Source organism: Lentzea sp. NPDC036949, assembly GCF_055608075.1.
Genome location: NZ_JBVJRA010000003.1, coordinates 75,801 through 94,059, shown reverse-complemented (window position 1 = coordinate 94,059; position 18,259 = coordinate 75,801). Strand labels below are relative to the sequence as shown.

The 18,259-nt window shown below is 69.4% G+C and carries 15 protein-coding genes, 2 tRNA genes and 1 riboswitch; of the genes, 3 read left to right on the top strand and 14 right to left on the bottom strand.

What is annotated here, in order from left to right:
* Nucleotides 1-78: 78 nt before the first annotated feature.
* The 3 genes from ACZ7CD_RS09925 to leuC all read right to left on the bottom strand — a co-directional run bounded on the left by ACZ7CD_RS09925 (nucleotide 79) and on the right by leuC (nucleotide 2,955).
* Nucleotides 79-759 carry an HU family DNA-binding protein gene (locus tag ACZ7CD_RS09925; protein WP_360391194.1) on the bottom strand — a complete coding sequence of 227 codons (681 nt, stop codon included), beginning with the start codon at nucleotides 757-759 and terminating at the stop codon, nucleotides 79-81.
* Between the two features lie 184 nt (nucleotides 760-943).
* Complete coding sequence (leuD, locus tag ACZ7CD_RS09920) at nucleotides 944-1,546, bottom strand: 3-isopropylmalate dehydratase small subunit (RefSeq protein ID WP_360391197.1); 603 nt, start codon at nucleotides 1,544-1,546, stop codon at nucleotides 944-946.
* A gap of 2 nt (nucleotides 1,547-1,548) precedes the next feature.
* Nucleotides 1,549-2,955, bottom strand: a complete 1,407-nt coding sequence (gene leuC / locus ACZ7CD_RS09915) for a 3-isopropylmalate dehydratase large subunit (protein WP_360391200.1) — start codon at nucleotides 2,953-2,955, stop codon at nucleotides 1,549-1,551.
* A 73-nt stretch (nucleotides 2,956-3,028) separates the two neighbouring features.
* Here leuC and ACZ7CD_RS09910 point away from each other — a divergent pair, with 73 nt between their 5' ends.
* Nucleotides 3,029-3,730 (top strand): IclR family transcriptional regulator, encoded by a 702-nt coding sequence (locus tag ACZ7CD_RS09910; protein ID WP_053736944.1) that lies wholly within the window; start codon nucleotides 3,029-3,031, stop codon nucleotides 3,728-3,730.
* A 297-nt stretch (nucleotides 3,731-4,027) separates the two neighbouring features.
* Here ACZ7CD_RS09910 and ACZ7CD_RS09905 read toward each other — a convergent pair.
* From ACZ7CD_RS09905 to ACZ7CD_RS09895, 3 genes are all read right to left on the bottom strand, one after another.
* Nucleotides 4,028-4,100, bottom strand: a tRNA-Glu gene (locus ACZ7CD_RS09905).
* A 132-nt stretch (nucleotides 4,101-4,232) separates the two neighbouring features.
* Nucleotides 4,233-4,304, bottom strand: a tRNA-Gln gene (locus tag ACZ7CD_RS09900).
* A 148-nt stretch (nucleotides 4,305-4,452) separates the two neighbouring features.
* Complete coding sequence (locus ACZ7CD_RS09895) at nucleotides 4,453-5,190, bottom strand: HAD family hydrolase (protein ID WP_360391203.1); 738 nt, start codon at nucleotides 5,188-5,190, stop codon at nucleotides 4,453-4,455.
* Between the two features lie 391 nt (nucleotides 5,191-5,581).
* On the opposite strand from ACZ7CD_RS09895, the gene ACZ7CD_RS09890 reads away from it, so the two are divergent.
* On the top strand, nucleotides 5,582-6,838 hold the full coding sequence (locus ACZ7CD_RS09890; RefSeq protein WP_360391206.1) for an FAD-dependent oxidoreductase: 1,257 nt from the start codon (nucleotides 5,582-5,584) through the stop codon (nucleotides 6,836-6,838).
* Here the strand turns inward: ACZ7CD_RS09890 and ACZ7CD_RS09885 are convergent.
* The 6 genes from ACZ7CD_RS09885 to ACZ7CD_RS09860 form a co-directional block, all read right to left on the bottom strand.
* Entirely contained in the window at nucleotides 6,828-7,487 is a 660-nt protein-coding gene (locus ACZ7CD_RS09885) for a response regulator transcription factor (protein ID WP_360391209.1), read from the bottom strand. The genes ACZ7CD_RS09890 and ACZ7CD_RS09885 overlap by 11 nt on opposite strands.
* Nucleotides 7,488-7,554: 67 nt before the next feature.
* On the bottom strand, nucleotides 7,555-8,313 hold the full coding sequence (locus tag ACZ7CD_RS09880; protein ID WP_360391212.1) for a fumarylacetoacetate hydrolase family protein: 759 nt from the start codon (nucleotides 8,311-8,313) through the stop codon (nucleotides 7,555-7,557).
* Between the two features lie 10 nt (nucleotides 8,314-8,323).
* Nucleotides 8,324-9,916, bottom strand: coding sequence for a citramalate synthase (cimA, locus tag ACZ7CD_RS09875; protein ID WP_360391215.1), 1,593 nt, complete (start codon nucleotides 9,914-9,916; stop codon nucleotides 8,324-8,326).
* A 202-nt stretch (nucleotides 9,917-10,118) separates the two neighbouring features.
* The gene (locus ACZ7CD_RS09870; RefSeq protein ID WP_470378755.1) at nucleotides 10,119-11,099 is read right to left on the bottom strand and encodes an ABC transporter substrate-binding protein; all 981 of its coding nucleotides are present in this window, start codon (nucleotides 11,097-11,099) and stop codon (nucleotides 10,119-10,121) included.
* Complete coding sequence (locus ACZ7CD_RS09865; RefSeq protein WP_470378754.1) at nucleotides 11,096-11,836, bottom strand: ABC transporter ATP-binding protein; 741 nt, start codon at nucleotides 11,834-11,836, stop codon at nucleotides 11,096-11,098. Before ACZ7CD_RS09865 ends, ACZ7CD_RS09870 begins: the two co-directional genes overlap by 4 nt.
* Nucleotides 11,836-12,858, bottom strand: a complete 1,023-nt coding sequence (locus ACZ7CD_RS09860; RefSeq protein ID WP_470378753.1) for a FecCD family ABC transporter permease — start codon at nucleotides 12,856-12,858, stop codon at nucleotides 11,836-11,838. Before ACZ7CD_RS09860 ends, ACZ7CD_RS09865 begins: the two co-directional genes overlap by 1 nt.
* Before the next feature lie 35 nt (nucleotides 12,859-12,893).
* Nucleotides 12,894-13,036, bottom strand: a riboswitch (cobalamin riboswitch).
* 83 nt (nucleotides 13,037-13,119) lie between these two features.
* Between ACZ7CD_RS09860 and ACZ7CD_RS09855 the strand changes: the two genes are divergently transcribed.
* Nucleotides 13,120-13,539, top strand: coding sequence for a YciI family protein (locus ACZ7CD_RS09855; RefSeq protein WP_360391227.1), 420 nt, complete (start codon nucleotides 13,120-13,122; stop codon nucleotides 13,537-13,539).
* 64 nt (nucleotides 13,540-13,603) lie between these two features.
* Here ACZ7CD_RS09855 and ACZ7CD_RS09850 read toward each other — a convergent pair whose 3' ends face one another.
* Both ACZ7CD_RS09850 and ACZ7CD_RS09845 read right to left on the bottom strand, forming a co-directional pair.
* Nucleotides 13,604-14,641 (bottom strand): 3-isopropylmalate dehydrogenase, encoded by a 1,038-nt coding sequence (locus ACZ7CD_RS09850; protein ID WP_360391230.1) that lies wholly within the window; start codon nucleotides 14,639-14,641, stop codon nucleotides 13,604-13,606.
* Between the two features lie 317 nt (nucleotides 14,642-14,958).
* Nucleotides 14,959-18,228 carry a S8 family serine peptidase gene (locus ACZ7CD_RS09845; RefSeq protein ID WP_470378752.1) on the bottom strand — a complete coding sequence of 1,090 codons (3,270 nt, stop codon included), beginning with the start codon at nucleotides 18,226-18,228 and terminating at the stop codon, nucleotides 14,959-14,961.
* Nucleotides 18,229-18,259: the final 31 nt, after the last annotated feature.

Genomic DNA, 18,259 nt, shown 5'->3' with positions numbered 1-18,259 from the left:
CGAAGGCCCCGGTGTGCGCACACCGGGGCCTTTCGCATGATGCTGAAGTGACGCAGCCTCCTCTCCGGGAGGCCCGTCTCACTTCTTCTTGGCAGCCGTCTTGCGAGCAGCCGGCTTGGCCGCGGCCGTCGTCTTGGCAGCGGGCTTCGCCGCGGCCGTCGTCTTGGCGGCGGGTGCCTTCTTGGCCGGGGTGGCCTTGGCAGCCGTCGTCTTCGCAGCCGTCGTCTTCGTGGCGGCGGCGGCCTTGGTGGCGGGTGCCTTCGCGGGCGCCTTGGCAGCCGTGGTCTTCGCCGCGGCGGCCGTGGTGGTGGTGCGACGGGTCGCGGGCGCCTTGGTGGCGGCCGCGGCCGTGCGCGTGCGCGTCGTGGTCGCGCGGGTCGTCGCGGCCTTGGTCGCCGGAGCCTTGGTGGCCGCGGGCTTCGCGGTGGCAGCGGCGGCGGCGGGCTTCGCGGCGGCCTTGGCCGCAACGGCCTTCGGCAGCTTCTTCGCACCGCTGATGACGTCCTTGAACGTCGAGCCGGGCCGGAACGCGGGCACGTTGGTCTTCTTGACCTTCACGGTCTCGCCGGTGCGCGGGTTGCGCGCAGTGCGAGCCGCGCGGGCACGCTTCTCGAAGACGCCGAAGCCCGTGATGTTGACCTTCTCGCCCTTGTTGACGCTTCGCACGATCACATCGACGAGACCGTCAACAGCAGCACCGGCAGTCTTCTTGTCTCCGAGGCGCTCGGCGAGCGCCTCGATGAGCTGGGCCTTGTTCACCTTCAGTCCCTCCCAGGACGCTCACGGCCCTAGCTCGGGCCGACTAGAACGCAACGGTAGGCCCAAATCGCGGGAAATACCAATCGCCACGCCAAAATTTTCGTTGTGGCGTGGCTAATTGCGCCCCTTCGAGGGACTCCGGGCGCCGGATTCGCCCCTCTCAAGGGGAGAATCCGGCCCCCTCTCAGACCGCCGGAAGCGGATCCGTTGTGGGCAACCAAGTCTGGCGATTGCCCTCGAAATCGCTGATCTCGGCCTCGTGGCGCAGTGTCAAAGCGATGTCGTCGAGGCCTTCCAGAAGCCGCCAGCGGGTGTAGTCGTCGATCTCGAAGGGCGCCACCAAGTCCTTGGCGCGGACGGTCTTGTCGGTGAGGTCGACGGTGACCGGGGTGCCGGGTTCCGACTCGAGCAGCTTCCACAGCAGCTCGACATCGGACTGGGAGCACTGGGCGGCGACGAGGCCCTGCTTGCCCGCGTTGCCCCGGAAGATGTCGGCGAACCGGGACGAGACGACCACCCGGAAGCCGTAGTCCATCAACGCCCAGACGGCGTGCTCGCGGGAGGAGCCGGTGCCGAAGTCGGGGCCGGCCACGAGCACGCTGCCGGCCCGGAACGGCTCCTGGTTGAGGATGAAGTGCTCGTCACCGCGCCAGGCGGCGAAGAGGCCGTCCTCGAACCCGCTGCGGGTCACGCGCTTGAGGTAGACGGCCGGGATGATCTGGTCGGTGTCCACGTTGGACCTGCGCAGCGGCACACCGACGCCGGTGTGGGTGGTGAAGGCGTCCATGGTCAGTTCTCCAGGTCTGCGGGGGCCGACAGGGTGCCGCGCACGGCCGTCGCAGCCGCCACGAGCGGGGACACGAGGTGCGTGCGGCCGCCCTTGCCCTGCCTGCCCTCGAAGTTGCGGTTGGAGGTCGAGGCGCTGCGCTCGCCGGGGGCGAGCTGATCCGGGTTCATGCCAAGGCACATCGAGCAGCCGGCCTGCCGCCACTCGGCGCCCGCGTCCAGGAACACCTTGTCCAGGCCCTCGTCCTCGGCCTGCCTGCGCACCCGCATCGAACCGGGCACGACGAGCATCCGCACCCCGGAGGCGACGCGCTTGCCCTTGATGACGTCCGCGGCGGCCCGCAGGTCCTCGATGCGCCCGTTCGTGCACGAGCCGAGGAAGACGGTGTCCACCCGGATGTCGCGCAGCGGCATGCCGGGCTCCAGGCCCATGTACGACAGCGCCTTCTCGGCGGCCACGCGCTCGTTCTCGTCGGCGATGGCCTCCGGGTCGGGAACGCTCGCGCCGAGCGGCAGGCCCTGACCGGGGTTGGTCCCCCACGTCACGAACGGCGTGAGCTCGTCGGCGTCGATCGTCACCTCGGCGTCGAAGGTGGCGTCGTCGTCGGTGCGCAGCGTCCGCCAGTACTCGACGGCCTTGTCCCAGTCCGCGCCGGACGGTGCGTGCGGGCGGCCCTCCAGGTAGTCGAAGGTCGTGTCGTCCGGCGCGATCATGCCGGCGCGGGCGCCCGCCTCGATCGACATGTTGCAGACCGTCATGCGCGCTTCCATCGACAGGTCCTCGATGGCGGCGCCGCGGTACTCCAGGACGTAGCCCTGCCCGCCACCGGTACCGATCTTCGCGATGACGGCGAGGATGACGTCCTTCGCCGTGACGCCCGGCTTGAGCGCTCCCTCGACGTTGATCGCCATCGTCTTGAACGGACGAAGGGGCAACGTCTGCGTCGCCATCACGTGCTCGACCTCGGACGTGCCGATGCCGAACGCCAGCGCGCCGAACGCGCCGTGCGTGGACGTGTGGCTGTCACCGCACACGACCGTCATGCCGGGCTGCGTGAGGCCGAGCTGCGGGCCGACCACGTGCACGATGCCCTGCTCCAGGTCGCCCATCGGGTGCAGCCGCACGCCGAACTCCGCGCAGTTGCGGCGAAGCGTCTCGACCTGCAGGCGCGACACGGGGTCCGCGATCGGCTTGTCGATGTCGACGGTCGGGACGTTGTGGTCCTCGGTGGCGATCGTGAGGTCGGGCCTGCGCAGCTTCCTGTCGGCGAGGCGCAGCCCGTCGAACGCCTGGGGGCTGGTTACTTCGTGCAGCAGGTGGAGGTCGATGTAGAGCAGGTCCGGCTCCGCGCCACTGCCGTGGCGCACAACGTGTGCCTCCCACACCTTCTCCGCGAGCGTGCGGCTCATCGCGACATCTCCCACAGTCTGGACGTGCCGACAGATCTGGACTTCTCACTGTCTGGGAAGTTAGTATCGGCTTGTGGGACAGCATAGCGGGATCGGCGTGCTGGACAAGGCAGTGGCCGTGTTGAACGCCGTGGCAAAAGATCCGTGCGGCCTGGCTGAGTTGTGCAATCGCACCGGCCTTCCGCGAGCAACAGCGCACCGCTTGGCCGTGGGCCTGGAGGTGCACCGCCTGCTGCGCCGGGGCTCTGACGGCCGTTGGCGTCCGGGTGCGGCGCTGGCGGAGTTGGCGGGTGGTGCGACGGACCCGCTCCTGGACGCGGCGTCCTCGGTGTTGCCGCGGCTGCGTGACATCACCGGTGAGAGCGTGCAGCTGTACCGCCGTGACGGCATGCAGCGCGTCTGCGTCTCGTCGGCGGAGCCGCCGTCGGGTCTCCGCGACACCGTGCCGATCGGTGCCCGCCTGCCGATGACGGCGGGTTCGGGCGCGAAGGTCCTGGCGGCCTGGTCGGATCCCGGTACCCAGCGCGCGGTCCTCGCGGACGCCGTCTACGGCGAACGCACGCTCTTGGAGGTCCGCCGCCGCGGCTGGGCGCAAAGCGTCGCAGAACGCGAACCAGGCGTCGCCTCAGTCTCCGCTCCAGTCAGAGACTCCTCCGGCGCCGTAGTGGCCGCAGTCTCCGTCTCAGGCCCCATCGACCGCATGGGCCGCCGCCCCGGCGCCCGCTGGGCAGCAGACCTCCTGGCCGCCGCAGAAGCTCTCCAAAGCCGCCTGTAACCCCTCTCACACACAAAGCCCCCGCTACTCAAGGCGGGGGCTTTGTTGCACACCAAACTAATAAGACCCCGCCACCGCTCCCATTAATCGGGGGCGAGCGAAGCGATGCCCTGTCTGCCTTCGTTGTTTGTCACCCAAGGGGCGAGCGAAGCGAAGCCCGCACATTCCTCGACGGGAACCCCAACGGGGGGTCCGGGGGCGAAGCCCGCCGGCTGGGGGTCTGGGGGCTCGGCCCCCAGAGGACAAAGCGAAAGAGGCCTGTCAGCGCTTTCCGCTGACAGGCCTCTCCCACCTCTGTAGCCCCGAAGGGATTCGAACCCTCGCTACCGCCTTGAGAGGGCGGCGTCCTAGGCCGCTAGACGACGGGGCCCTAGAACTTCTTGCCTGGAGGAACCTTATCAGATCGCTCTGCCGGTTCCAAATCCGGGCTATTCAGTTCGTTTTCTTGCTTTGCCGAGATTCTCGATCGGGAGCTTACCACTCTCGATTTTCTTCTCAGCAGCTGGGGTACCAGGACTCGAACCTAGACTAACTGAACCAGAATCAGTCGTGCTGCCAATTACACCATACCCCATTGGCTCTCACGATCGTCTTCGGTTCTCACTGAGTTCCGAAGGCCCTCGTTGCTGCCGGGAGAAATACTAGACCACGTCCCCGCCAGAAGTGAAATCGGCCCCCACCTAACGGCAAAAGCCCAGGTGGGAGCCGGTCTCGGGGAGCGCTCAGGCGGTGGCGGCGGAGAGCTCGCAGACGAGCAGCTCCGGCAGTTCCGCCAGCGTCGTGATGGACGACAGGCCCGTGGGCAGGGTGCCGCCGGTGGGGCCGGTGCGGTTGATCCAGACGCCGTGCATCCCGGCGTCCCTGGCGCCGATGGCGTCGGCGTGCAGCCGGTCGCCGACGTGCACGGTGTCGCCGGGCGGGACGCCCAGTGCGAGGCACGCGGTGTGGAAGATCACGCGGTCGGGCTTGGCGCAGCCGACCTCGCCGGCGATGAGCACGGCGTCGAAGTACGGCGAAAGGCCGAGCTGGGCGATCTTCACGCGCTGGTGGCGTCCGGAGGCGTTGCTGATCGCGGCGATCGGCAGGCCGGTGGCCCGCAGCCAGTCGAGCATGGGGATGACGTCCGGGAACAGGCACCAGCCCGCCGAGAGGACCGCCTGGCGGCCGAGCTCGCGGCGGGTGGCCTCCTCGATCGACAGCTCCTCGCCGAGGGCGGAGAAGAAGGCCTGGGTGCGGATGTTGCGCATCTGCTCGTACTGGAGCTCGCCGGCGAGCTGGCGGGAGACGTGGTCGTCGGTGATCCGCTGCCACAACGACCAGGCGTCGGCGTTACCGACCATCGAGGCCAACGCGGCGCGCGAAGAGGTGCTGTAGTCGACAAGTGTGTCGTCGACGTCCAGGCACACAGCGCGGATCTCGCCGGTTCTCTTACGCGTGAAAGTCGGGGACGCAGTTGTCACCCAGGAAGGTTAGGTGCGTGGGCCCCTCGCCCGATTCGGCTAACGAGGTGATTCCCGTGGGTCCTTGCTCGATCCAGCCGACCTTGAGGCCCCGAACGAACCAGTGAGACTCGTCCGGCCGCCGAATGCAATCGCCCGGACGAGTGTTGTTCGACTACCCCTGGCACCACTCGGAAGGCGGTTGTTCCAGCGGCGCGACACCTTAGCTCCAGTCGCACTGGATCGCACCAGCCGCAACGGTTTCGGGGCCTGGGGTACCAGACAGTCCACAGAGGACTGTCGAGCTGCGGTGCGACCGCGCGACACCCGCCACAGCACGACCGGCTTGACGGCCATGGCGATCAGGAGCATGCTGAATTTATTCAACGAGGGTTGAAAAGAGGGGATCGACATGGAGAGGACCACCTGCCTCGTCGTCGGAGGCGGACCCGCGGGAATGGTGCTGGGGTTGCTGCTGGCGCGCGGGGGCGTCGAGGTGACGGTGCTGGAGAAGCACGCCGACTTCCTGCGGGACTTCCGCGGTGACACCGTGCACGCGTCGACGCTGACGCTGCTCGACGAGCTGGGCCTGGGGCCTGCCTTCGAGCAGGTGCCGCACCAGCTGGTCGACGAGGTCGAGGTGCTGCTGGACGGCGGCCGCAAGGCCACGATCGCCGACCTGAACCGGCTTCCCGGTGCCCACCGGCACATCGCGATGGTGCCGCAGTGGGACTTCCTCGACCTGCTCGCGGACGCGGGCCGGCTGGAGCCGCGGTTCCACCTGCGGATGAGCACCGAGGTCACCGGGATCACCAGGAGCGGCGGCCGGGTCACCGGCGTCACCTACCGGGACCGGGCCGGCGGGCACGAGGGCGAGATCGCCGCGGACCTGGTCGTCGCGGCGGACGGGCGCGGCTCGATCCTGCGCGACGCCGTGGAGCTGCCGGTGTACCGCTTCGGCGCGCCGATGGACGTGTGGTGGTTCCGGCTGCCGCGCACCGAGGACGACCCGGTCCGCGGCGGTGCCGGCCGGTTCAGCGCGGGCAGCGGCATGGTGCTGATCCCGCGCGGTGAGTACTTCCAGTGCGCGTTCCTGATCCGCAAGGGCACCGATGAGCAGGTGCGCGCGGAGGGCGTGGAGAAGTTCCGCGACCGCCTCGTCACGCTCGTGCCGTGGCTCTCCGACCGGGTGGGGCACCTGACCACCCTCGACGACGTCAAGCTGCTCGACGTGAAGCTGGACCGGTTGCGGCGCTGGCACGTCGACGGCCTGCTGTGCATCGGTGACGCCGCGCACGCGATGTCGCCGGTCGGTGGCGTCGGCATCAACCTCGCCGTCCAGGACGCGGTCGCGGCGGCCGCGCTGCTCGCGAAGCCGTTGCGGCAGGGCGGGGTCACGGGTGCCGTGCTCGCGAAGGTGCGGAGCCGCAGACTCTTCCCCACCGTGGTCGTCCAGACGATGCAGCGGGCCGTCCACCGGCTGTTCCTCGGGCGCAAGCTCAACAGCACCGAGACGGTGTCGAGCACCGGCACGCCGTTCATGCTCCGGGTGGCGCGGCGGTTCCCGTTCCTGCAGGCCGTGCCGGCCTACCTGGTGGCCATCGGCCCACGTCCGGAGCACGCGCCGGACTTCGCGCGCAGGGCACCGCAGACCATCGTCAGGTCGTGACGAACGCCTCGGAGCTCTCCCCGAGCACCATCGCCACGGCGTGGGCCCGGTCGCGGGCGCCGAGCTTGCGCAGGATCGCCTTCACGTGCGTCTTCACGGTGTCGTTGCTGATGAAGAGCCGCTGGGCGATGCGGGCGTTGTCCATGCCCTTCGCCATCTCGGCCAGCACGTCGAACTCCCGCGCCGACAGCCGGCCGAGCGAGGCGGGCGGCGGCATCCGCGCGGGCAACCGGGCGAAGGACCCCACCCGTGCGTCGATCGTGGCGGGCGCACCCCGCACCGCGGCCGCGATCAGCGGCAGCAGCTCGGCCACGGGTGAGGTCTTCAGCAGGTAGGCGACCGCGCCGGCGTCCAGCGCGGCGCGGGCCCAGCTCGGACTGTCCGCATTGGACAGCACGACGACGCGGGCGTCCGGCCGGTACTGCGCCGTGTCCCGCACGGTGCGCAGCGGTCCGGCGCCCGGCACGTCGAAGTCCGTGACGACCAGGTCCACCGGCACGCCGCGCAGGCAGCGCGCGGCATCGGCCACGGTGTGGGCGATGCCCACAACGCGGAAGGAGTGCGTGCGGTGCAGCGAGATCCGCAGCCCCTCGGTGAGGAGCTGTGAACCGTCGACGAGCAGCACGCGGGTGGACGCGGGGTCCGTCATGACACCGGGAAGTTACTAGCGGGTACCCCGGTGCGTAACCTGCCGAACGCCGGATTGCTCCGTACGGCTACCTATTTGCCACCGGATTGGTGAGCGTGCCAAGGCCGTCCACAGTCACGGAGACCGTCTGTCCGGCCCTCAGCGGTCCCACGCCGGCGGGCGTGCCGGTGAGGATCACGTCGCCGGGCAGCAGCGTCATGACCGCAGAGACGTACTCGATGAGCGACGGGATGTCGTGCACCATCGAGGAAGTACGTCCGTCTTGCTTGACCTCCCCGTCGACCTCGGTGACGACGCGGACGTCCGACGGGTCGAACTCGGTCTCGATGAACGGACCCATCGGGCAAAAGGTGTCAAAGCCCTTGGCACGGGTGAACTGCACGTCCTTCTTCTGCAGGTCGCGCGCCGTGACGTCGTTGGCGATGGTGTAGCCCATCACCACGCCCATGGCCTTGGCCCTGGACACGTCCCGGCACGGCTGGCCGATGATGACGGCCAGCTCGCCTTCGAAGTCCACTCGTTCGGACGCGGCCGGAAGCTTGATCTCCACGTTCGGCCCGACCACCGAGGTGTTGGGCTTGAAGAAGATCAACGGCTCCGCGGGGACCTCGTTGCCGAGCTCCGCCGCGTGGTCCGCGTAGTTCCGGCCGACCCCGATGATCTTGGTGGGTAGGATGGGCGCGAGCAGCCTGACGTCGGCCAAGGGCCACTTGCGTCCGGTGAAAGTCGGTTCGCCGAAGGGGTGTTCGGCGATCTCTGCGGCTTCCTCGCCGTGAACGGCGACGAAAGCTACGCCTTGCGGGTGAGCGATCCTGGCAATACGCACGTACTACACCTTAGATGTGTGAGCCGGAACGCATCGACTTGTGCACCAACGCGTCGCACAGTGCAAGCCAGGAGGCCTCGACGATGTTCCCGTGCACCCCCACGGTCGTCCACTCGCGCTCGCCGTCCGTCGACTCCACCAGCACGCGCGTCACCGCGTCCGTGCCGGGGTGTTCGGTGAGGATGCGCACCTTGTAGTCGGCCAGCTCGACGGCGTCCAACCAGGACAGGTGCGGCAGCAACGCCTTGCGCAGGGCCGCGTCCAGTGCGTGCACGGGTCCGTTGCCCTCGGCGGTCGCGATGACCCGCTCCCCCGCCACGTGCACCTTGACCGTGGCCTCGGACACGATCTCGCCGTCCGAGCGGTGGTCGAGCACGACCCGGTAGGACTCCAGGGTGAACGGCGGGGTGTCCAGTTCGGACAGCTCGCCGCGCAGCAGCAGCTCCAGGGAGGCGTCGGCGGCCTCGAACGACCAGCCCTTCGCCTCCAGGTCCTTCACGCGCTTCAGCGCGGTCCCGACCTCGGTCCCCCGGCCGGCCAGGTCGAGCCCGAACTCACGTCCCTTGAGTTCGAGGCTCGCCCGACCGGCCATCTCGGTGACCAGCACCCGCATGTCGTTGCCGACGGTGTCCGGATCGATGTGGTTGTACAGCTCCGGGTCCACCTTGATCGCGCTCGCGTGCAGACCCGCCTTGTGGGCGAATGCTGACGACCCGACGTAGGCCTGGTGGGTGTCGGGTGCGATGTTCGCGATCTCGGCCAACGCATGGGAGACACGGGTGAGCTCGGCCAGCGCCCCGGTCGGGAGCACCTCCAGGCCGAGCTTGGTCACGAGGTTTCCCACGACGGCGAACAGGTCCGCGTTGCCTGCTCGCTCGCCATAACCGTTGGCGGTGCACTGGACGTGCGTCGCGCCTGCCTGGACGGCGGCGAGGGTGTTCGCCACGGCGCAGGACGTGTCGTCCTGGCAGTGGATCCCCACCCGGAAGCCGGTCTTCGCGATGACGTCGGCGACCGTCTCGGCGAGGCCGAGCGGCAGCTGGCCGCCGTTCGTGTCGCACAGCACGACGACGTCGGCGCCACCCTCCACAGCGGACTCCAGCACGCGCAGCGCGGTGTCCGGGGAGAAGGCGTAGCCGTCGAAGAAGTGCTCGGCGTCGAGGAAGACGCGCCGGCCGTTGTCCTTGAGGAACCGGACGGTGTCGCGCACCATCCGCAGGTTCTCCTCGGCGTCGGTGCGCAGCGCGCGCTCGATGTGCCGCAGGTCCGACTTCGCCACGAGCGTGACGACCGGTGCCTGGGAGTCGAGCAACGCCTTGACCTGCGGGTCTTCCTCCACACGCACACCGGCCCTGCGGGTCGCGCCGAACGCGACCAGCTCGGCGTGCTTGAGCTCCAGGTCCCCCGCCGCCGCGCGGGCGAAGAACTCCGTGTCCTTGGGCAGAGCGCCGGGCCAGCCGCCCTCGATGAACCCGACGCCGAGCCCGTCCAGCAGCCGCGCGACCGCGAGCTTGTCCGTGACGGAGTACGAAATGCCCTCGCGTTGTGCGCCGTCGCGCAACGTCGTGTCGTAGACGTGGAACTCGTCGGCGGGGCCGGCCATCGCGGGTCATCTCCTGTCCAGGACAAACAAAAAGACCCCCCGCGGATGCGAGAGGTCTGCGCGTCGGGTGCCAGGGGCGGCGACTACCCGACGCGCTCGTCGATAATGATGGCGGTGTGCTGAGCCATGACCGGGATGCTGCCACAGCTCAGCACGACGTACCAAGTGACGGGAGGAAATCTCCCACTATCTGGTCACGGGTTCACGCCTGGGACAGGTACCGCGCGAAGGCCTCGATGGAGGCCGGGTTGCGCGGCGACTCGACCAGTGCGGCGTACGGCAGCGCGTAGAACCGCTTGTTCCGCACGGCCGGCGAGTTCTGCAGCGGTGCGTAGCCCTCCAGGAACCGCTGCTTCTCCTGCGGGGTGTTCGCCTCGCCGTCGGCGTAGTCCACGATGAGCACGACGTCGGGGTCGCGCTGCACGACGGCCTCCCAGTTGACCGTGGTCCAGCTGTCGTTGAGGTCGCCGAAGACGTTGTCGCCGCCGGCCTTGGAGATGACGTCCTGCGGGGCCGCGTTCCTGCCGGAGGTGAACGGCTGGTCCTGGCCGCTGTCGTAGAGGAACACCTTGGGCCGCGGCTTGCCGGCCATCAGCCTGCCGGCGTTCTCGATCTGCTGCTGGTAGCCCTTGACCAGCTCCTCGGCCCTGGCCTCGACCCGGAAGATCTTCCCGAGGTTGCGCAGGTCCGTGTAGAGCGCGTCGAGGGCGGGCATGATGCCGCGCTGCTTGCCCACGCCGTTGCGGCACGCCTCGGTGAGCTGGTAGGTGGCGATCCCGAGCTGCCGCAACGCGTCCGGGGTGAAGCCGGTGCTCTCGCTGAAGCCGTAGTTCCAGCCGGCGAACACGAGGTCGGCGTTGGCGCCCTGCACGACCTCCTTGGAGATCTTGTCGGACAGGTGCTTCGCGCTGTCGAAGTCGGCCTTCCACGGCGAGGTCCGCACGTCGACGGTGTCGATGCCGTTGACGACGTAGCCGGCCATGCGGTCCTTGAGGCCCAGCGCGAACATCAGCTCGGTGATGCCGGTGTCGTTGGTGACCACTTTGGACGGGACCTCGTCGTAGGTCACCTGCTGCCCGCAGTTGGTGACGGTGACGGGTTCGGTCGCGGAGGTGTCCTGCGCGACCGTGGCGCCGCACCCGGAGACGAGCAGCAGGGCGGCGGTGACGAGTGCGGTTCTCACGGGGTGACCTCCTGGTCGAACAGGAGCTGGGGGGCTCCTGTCGTGGGGTGGGCGACCACGTGTGCGGTGACGTGGAAGACCTTGGCGACGAGCTCGGGCACGAGGACCTCCGCCGGGGTGCCGGAGGCGACCACCCGGCCCTCGTCGAGGACGTAGAGGCGGTCGCAGTACGACGCGGCGAGGTTGAGGTCGTGCAGCACGGTCAGGACGGTGACGCCGAGTCCCCGCGCGAGCGCGAGGACGTCGAGCTGGTGGCGGATGTCGAGGTGGTTGGTCGGCTCGTCGAGCACGAGCACGCGGGGTTGCTGGGCGATGGCGCGGGCGATCAGCACCCGCTGGCGCTCCCCGCCGGAAAGGCTGAGGAAGCTGCGGGCGGCGAGGTGTCCGACGTCCACTGTGGCCAGAGCATCGGCGACGACAGCGGCGTCGCGCACGGGGTCGCGGTCGTGCGGCAGCCGGCCCATCTCCACGACCTCGGTGACGGTGAAGTCGAACTCGACCTGCGACTCCTGGGTCAGCGCGGAGAGGTCGCGGGCGAGGCCCTGTCGCCTGTGGACGTTCTCGCCGTCGAGCAGGACCGCGCCGGCGTCCGGTCGCAGCGCCCGGTAGACGCAGCGCAACGTCGTCGACTTGCCGCTGCCGTTCGGCCCGACGATGCCGACCACCTCGTCGCAGGCGTGCAGCGTGATGCCGGAGATGATGTTCCGCACGGTGACGTCGTGCACCTCGACGCGCATCAGCGGCCTCCGAAGACGTACGCCCTGCGGCGCATCAGGAAGATGAAGCACGGCACGCCCAGCGCGGCCGTGATGACGCCGAGCGGCAGCTCCTCGGGTGCGGCGAGCATCCGCGCGGCGACGTCCACCCACACCAGGAAGCTGGCACCGGCCAGCGGTGCGAGGGCCAGCACCTTGCGGTGGTCGGCGCCCACGACCATGCGCGTGAGGTGCGGCAGCATCAGCCCGACGAACCCGACGGCCCCGCTGACCGCCACCAGCACCCCGGTCATGGCCGCGGTGACGACGAAGAGGTGCGTGCGGAACCGGTTCACCCTCACCCCGAGCGTGGTGGCGGTCTCATCGCCCATCGCCAGCGCGTTCAACGGCCGCGCCTTGGCCATCAGGTAGGCGATGCCCAGCGCGGTCACGACCGTGGCGACCGGCAACGACCTCCAGTCCGCCCCGCCGAGGCTGCCGAGCAGCCAGAACATCGCCGCCCGCGCCGCCTCCCCGTGCGGTGCCTGGAACACCAGCAGCATCGCCACGGCCGAGAACCCGTAGGCGAGCGCGGTGCCGGTCAGCACGAGCCGCAACGGCGTGAGCGCCCCGCTCGACCGCGCGGTGAGGTAGACGAGCGCGGTGGCACCGAGCCCGGTGAGGAACGCCCCCGTCGACAGCGCGTACACGCCGAGCCCGGACAGCACCCCCATCGTCGCGACCGCCGTGGCACCCACGCTCGCCCCCGAGGAGATGCCGAGCACGTACGGGTCGGCCAGCGCGTTGCGGACCATCGCCTGGATCGCGACGCCGACCGCGCTCAGCCCCGCGCCCACGACGGCGGCGAGCAGCACGCGCGGCAGCCGGATGTTCCAGACGATGTGGTACTGCCCGGCGAGGTGGGCGGGCACGGTGCCGCCGGTGACCGCCTGCCACAGCAGGTCGGCGGTGACGCCGAAGGGGACGGAGACGGGGCCGAGCGCGACGCCCGCCACGATGCTGATGACGAGCACGCCGACGAGCGCGCTGATCTTCCCGATCACATGTGCCCTTCCCGCAGTCCACGGCAGGAGTTGGAGTCCTATGTCTGCCGTGTGCGGGCATTCGGGCTCGTCCCCTGGCCGGGGACCTACCGTTGCGGGTCAGCGCCGGACTTCGACCGGTCTTCCCCCACGCACGACTTCGGGTGACCCTACCTGCGCAAACAGGAAGTTCGAAAATTTCTCCGCTGTGATGTCGATCCGGCGGGGTGCCCGTTCGACCTGTGGACGTCAGCGAGCAGGGCACAACGCAGGGAGACCACCGTGAAGTACATGCTGATCATGCGCGCCACCGACGAGGCCTACGCGAACATGGGCGAGCTCGACTTCGACAAGATGCTGGAGGTCGTGGGCGCGTTCAACGACGAGCTGATCCGGGCCGGGGTGCTGCTCGCCGCCGAGGGCCTCGCCGACCCGTCCGAGGGCGTCGTCGTCGACTTCTCCGCCGAACCGGCGATCGTGACGGACGGCCCGTACGGCGAGACCAAGGAGCTGTTCGGCGGCTTCTACCTGCTCAACGTGTCCTCGCTGCAGGAGGCGGTCGAGTGGGCGAAGCGGATGCCGATGGCCGGGCCCGGGTTCAAGACCGAGATCCGCCGCGTGCCGACGATCGACGAGTTCCCGCAGGACAACGAGTGGATCCAGAAGGAGCGCGCCTGGCGCGAGTCCACCGCCCAGCTGTGAAAGTCACGCGGGGACCTTTCGTGCTCTACAAGAGTACGAAAGCTCCCCGCGTGCACTACAACGGTCAGCCCGTGCGGACGTTCGAGGACACGAGGGCGGCCAGGCGGTCGCCGATCGCGTACGTCGCGCCCGGCGACTGGTGGTCGCGGGTCGCCAGGTCGAACGCCACGGACGCCTCGATCCGGCGCGACGCCTCGTGCTCGCCGAGGTGGTCGAGCAGCAGCGCGACCGACAGCACGGCGGCCGTCGGGTCGGCGATGCCCTGGCCCGCGATGTCCGGTGCCGAACCGTGGACCGGCTCGAACATCGACGGGTTGCGCCGCGTCACGTCCATGTTGCCCGACGCGGCCAGGCCGATGCCGCCCGTGACGGCGGCGGCGAGGTCGGTCAGGATGTCGCCGAACAGGTTGTCCGTCACGATCACGTCGTACCGGGCGGGGTCGGTGACCAGGTGGATCGTGGCCGCGTCCACGTGCTGGTACGCCACCGTCACGTCCGGGTGCTGCAACGAGACCTCCTCGACCACGCGCGACCACAGCGAGCCGGCGTGCGTGAGGACGTTCGTCTTGTGCACCAGCGTCAGGTGCCGCCGCGGACGGGCCGAGGCGCGCGCGAAGGCGTCCCTGACCACGCGCTCCACGCCGAACGACGTGTTGAGCGACACCTCCGTGGCGATCTCGTGCGGGGTGTCCTTGCGCAGCAGGCCACCGTTGCCCGCGTACGGGCCCTCGGTGCCCTCGCGGACCACCACCATGTCGATCTCCGGCGGGTCCGCGAGCGGGCTGCGGACGCCGGGGTAGAGACGGGCGGGGCGGAGGTTCACGTGGTGGTCGAGCTCGAACCTGAGGCGCAGCAGCAGGCCGCGCTCCAGGATTCCGCTCGGCACCGACGGATCGCCTACCGCTCCGAGCAGGATCGCGTCGTGCTGGCGGAGCTCACCGAGCACCGACTCGGGCAACAACTCTCCCGTGGCGTGCCAGCGCGCCGCGCCGAGGTCGTAGCGAGTGATCTCGGCCGCCGGAACGACCTCGTTGAGGACCTTCAGGGCCTCAGCGATGACCTCGGGCCCGATCCCGTCTCCTGGGATCACTGCGAGCCGCATCCACACACCTCCCAGGTGTCAGTCCCCAATTGGTGGGACTACTTTCCTCCGCGAAAGGTTACCGGCACCACGGCCGCTCGCCGCATGCCGGACACCCCATCGGGGTGTTATCTCCCGTACTGCGGGACACCCACACGGCCCATTCCGCACTTTCGAGTGTCACTCGATCGCAGGAACAGGGTCGCGTCAAGGGGTGACGCCCGGCAGTTCCACGCAGTAACCCCGCTTTCCCCGGAACGCACGCGGGGACCTTTCGTACTCTCTGAGAGTACGAAAGGTCCCCGCGTGGACTTCAGCAAACGTCGGAGGAGAAGGGGCTAGGAGCGGCCGCTGGCCCGCACGGTGACGACAGAGGCGCGGTCGCCGGTGGCGTTGTGGTGGTTGAGCACCAGCAGGCCCTCGGACTTGTCGAGCTCCAGGGCCTTCGCGTCCCGGTTCACCACGAGCGCGGTGCCCGGCTTCGCGAGGTACGACAGCGCCGCGTCACCGCCGCCCTGCACCCACAGACCCGGCTTGAGCGGGTCGAAGGACAGCGGGCGGTCGATGACGTCGATCAGGCCGTTCGCGTTGCCCGGCGCCACGTAGTAGCCCGTGGTGCCGGCGGTGTACGAGATCCGCGAGGTGTCCTTCGCCGGGTCGATGCCGAGTGCGGTGAGCAGCACCGGCAGGACCGCGACGTTGGTGTCGGCGGTGTTCGTGTCGACGTCGCCCCACTGGTTGTTGACCGCCTGGATGTCGACCTCCAGGCCCGTCTTGAGGTCGACGGTGGTCGCGACCAGCAGGTCGGTGTCGGTCAGGCGCGTCGCGAACGTCTCGAAGTCCGCGACCCCGTCACCGGTGGTGTCGATGTCGATGAACGGGACGGTGTTGACGCCGAGGTTGTACCAGTTGCCCCACGTCGCGACACCGAACGCGAGCAGCGCCTCCTCCGGCCTGCCCTGGGCCTTGGCGAGCGGGGCCGTGGAGGCCGCGCCGACGTAGCGCAGGTCGCCGCCCTTGGCGGTCTCGTTGAGCGCGCAGTTCTCGGTGACGTTGCGGCGGCAGTCGCGCAGCTTCGGCGAGGACGCCTGCAGCTCCAGGACGCTGACCAGCGAGCGGTACGCCTGCGAGCCGGTGCCCTGGTCGACGCCGCGGCCGTTCAGGTTGAGCACGGCCTGCTTGTCGCCGCCGCGGAACCGCAGCAACGGGAAGGTGCTGATGTCGGCCACCGGCTTGGGCGCGGCGTAGACGGACACGCGCAGCGGCACCACGGCACCGGCGGTCGGCGTGAGGGTCACGCGACCGGAGGCGTCCGCGAGGAACTGGCGCGGCGTGTCGAGCTGCGTCGTCGCGACGGTCGGGTCGATCGTCTTGCGCAGCGCCTTCGGGTCGTCGATCTTCAGCGTCACCTTGACGCGGGCGACGCCGCGCGGGCTCAGCTTGACCTTGTCCTGCGAGAGCACGTAGCTCACGCCGGGGATCGTCGTGGCCGCGGTGTAGCCGACCTTGTACTCCACCGGCTTCGTGGACTTGTTGACGATCTTGATGGTCTTGCTCCTGGAGACCGGCTTCGAGACCTCGACGGTGCCGAAGTTGGCGCTCACGTAGCCGTGGTCGTCCTCGACGAACGCCAGCACCTGGTTGTCCAGCGCGGACTTGGCGTCCACGCGGCCGGTGCCGACCCGGTTGGGCGCGAAGGTCTTGCCGTTCTCCTTCACGTCCGCACCGGCGGTGTTCATGATCGAGGCCTTGACCTCCTCCAGCGTCCAGTCCGGGTGCGTCTGACGCACCAGGGCCGCGATGCCCGCGACGTGCGGGGACGCCATCGAGGTGCCGGAGATGACCGAGCGGTCGTTGCCGGAGCCCACGGCGGTCGAGGAGATCGTGTCACCGGGCGCCGCGACGTCCGGCTTGATCGACTGACCGCGGGTGCCGCGGCTGGTGAACGAGCTCGGGGTGTCCGAGATGGACTGGTCGTAGGTCGGCGTCGAGGTGCGCAGCTCGCCCGCGAGGCGGACGGTCAGCGTGCCCGCGTTCAGCGCCGGGCGCACCTGGGCGGTGGCGTCACCGGTGAACTGGAACATCGGGATGGCGGTGTTGCCCGCGATGCCGGCCGCGAAGTTGTTGAGCGTGGACGACAGCAGCACACCGGCACCACCGGCGGCCTGCACGTTGTTCGCGCGGGCGGCGGAACCGCAGCGGCGCGTCGCGTCGTTGTCGTCCCACTCCAGCCACACGAACTTGCCTGCGACCGCGTCGGTGATCGGCTGGCAGCCGTCGAGGTTGCCCGCCTGCGTGAGCTTCACCGCGGGCAGCGTCTTGTCGTAGCCGGGGTAGCCGGTGAAGTTCTGGCTGTACTGACCGGCCTTGAGGCCCTGACCGGGCACCTCGGCGCCGTCGCGCAGCACGTAGGAGTCGCGCACCGACGCCACCGTCAGCGCCTCGGGCGTGTTGCCCGGCGAGCCGCCGATGTCGTAGAGGTCGCCGCCGTTGCCCGCGGAGAAGACCGGCATGACGCCGACCTTGAACAGCTTCTTCACGAAGAGGCTGTCGGGGTCGTCCGGGGCGCCGTAGTCGGAGCCGAGCGACAGGTTGACCACGTCGAGGTGGTCGGAGAAGTCGCCGTCGCCGTCGGGGTCGAGCGACCAGTCGAGCGCCTGCGAGGTGACGTTGGTCGAGCCGTCGCAGCCGAAGACCTTGAGCGCGTAGACCAGGGCCTTCGGCGCGGTGCCGGGGCCGATCCTCATCGCGTTCAGGCTGTCGGCGGTCAGCTTGGTGTAGTCGCCCTTGAACGTGCTGCCGTCGGCGTTCTCACCGAAGCCGGCCGTGGTGCCCGCGACGTGCGAGCCGTGGCCGTTGCAGTCGATCGGGTTGGGGTCGGGCTTCGGCGTGTTGATCGCCGGGTCCTTGCTCTCCCCGTCGTAGTCCTCGCCGACGAAGTCGTAGCCGCCGACGACCTTCGCGGTCGGGAAGTTCGGGTCGGCCTTGCGCGGGTCGACGGCCTTGAACGCCTCGACCGTGCCGGGGCCGCCGAAGTTGGCGTGCGTGTAGTCGACGCCGGTGTCGATGATGCCGACCCGGACGTCGTCGCCGAGCTTGCCGTACTGCTGCCAGGTGTTGACGACCCTGGTGAGCTGCACCGCGTTCGAGTTGTCGCGCTTCTTCGGCACGACCGGGTAGACCGCGACGACGTCGGAGCGCTGGGCCAGCTCGCGCACCTTCGCCGCGTCCGCCGTCACGACGACACCGGGAACGCCGTTGGAGGTGCGGAACACCTCCCTGGTGGCGCCGTCCTTGGCCGTGAGCTCGCGGACGACCCCGTCGACAGCGGCCGACGTGTCGTTCTTCGCCTGCTTGGCGGCCTGCTTCTGCGCCTCTTTGCCCTGGCCCTGCTTCTCCGCGAACGCGTCGACGGCGGGCTTGCGGTCCAGCGCGACGAACGCGGTGACCTGGCCGGCCTGGTTCAGCCTGGGAGAAACCTTGAGCTGCAACGCCTTCGCGTCGAGCCCCTGAGCACCCTTGACCGGCTGCGCGAGCGGTTCGCCCTGCGCCTGCGCCGGTGCGGTGGCGGGTGCGATCAGCAGTGTGGTGATGGCGGAGAACACCACCAGGCTTGATCGTCTTTTCACAACGTTGCCC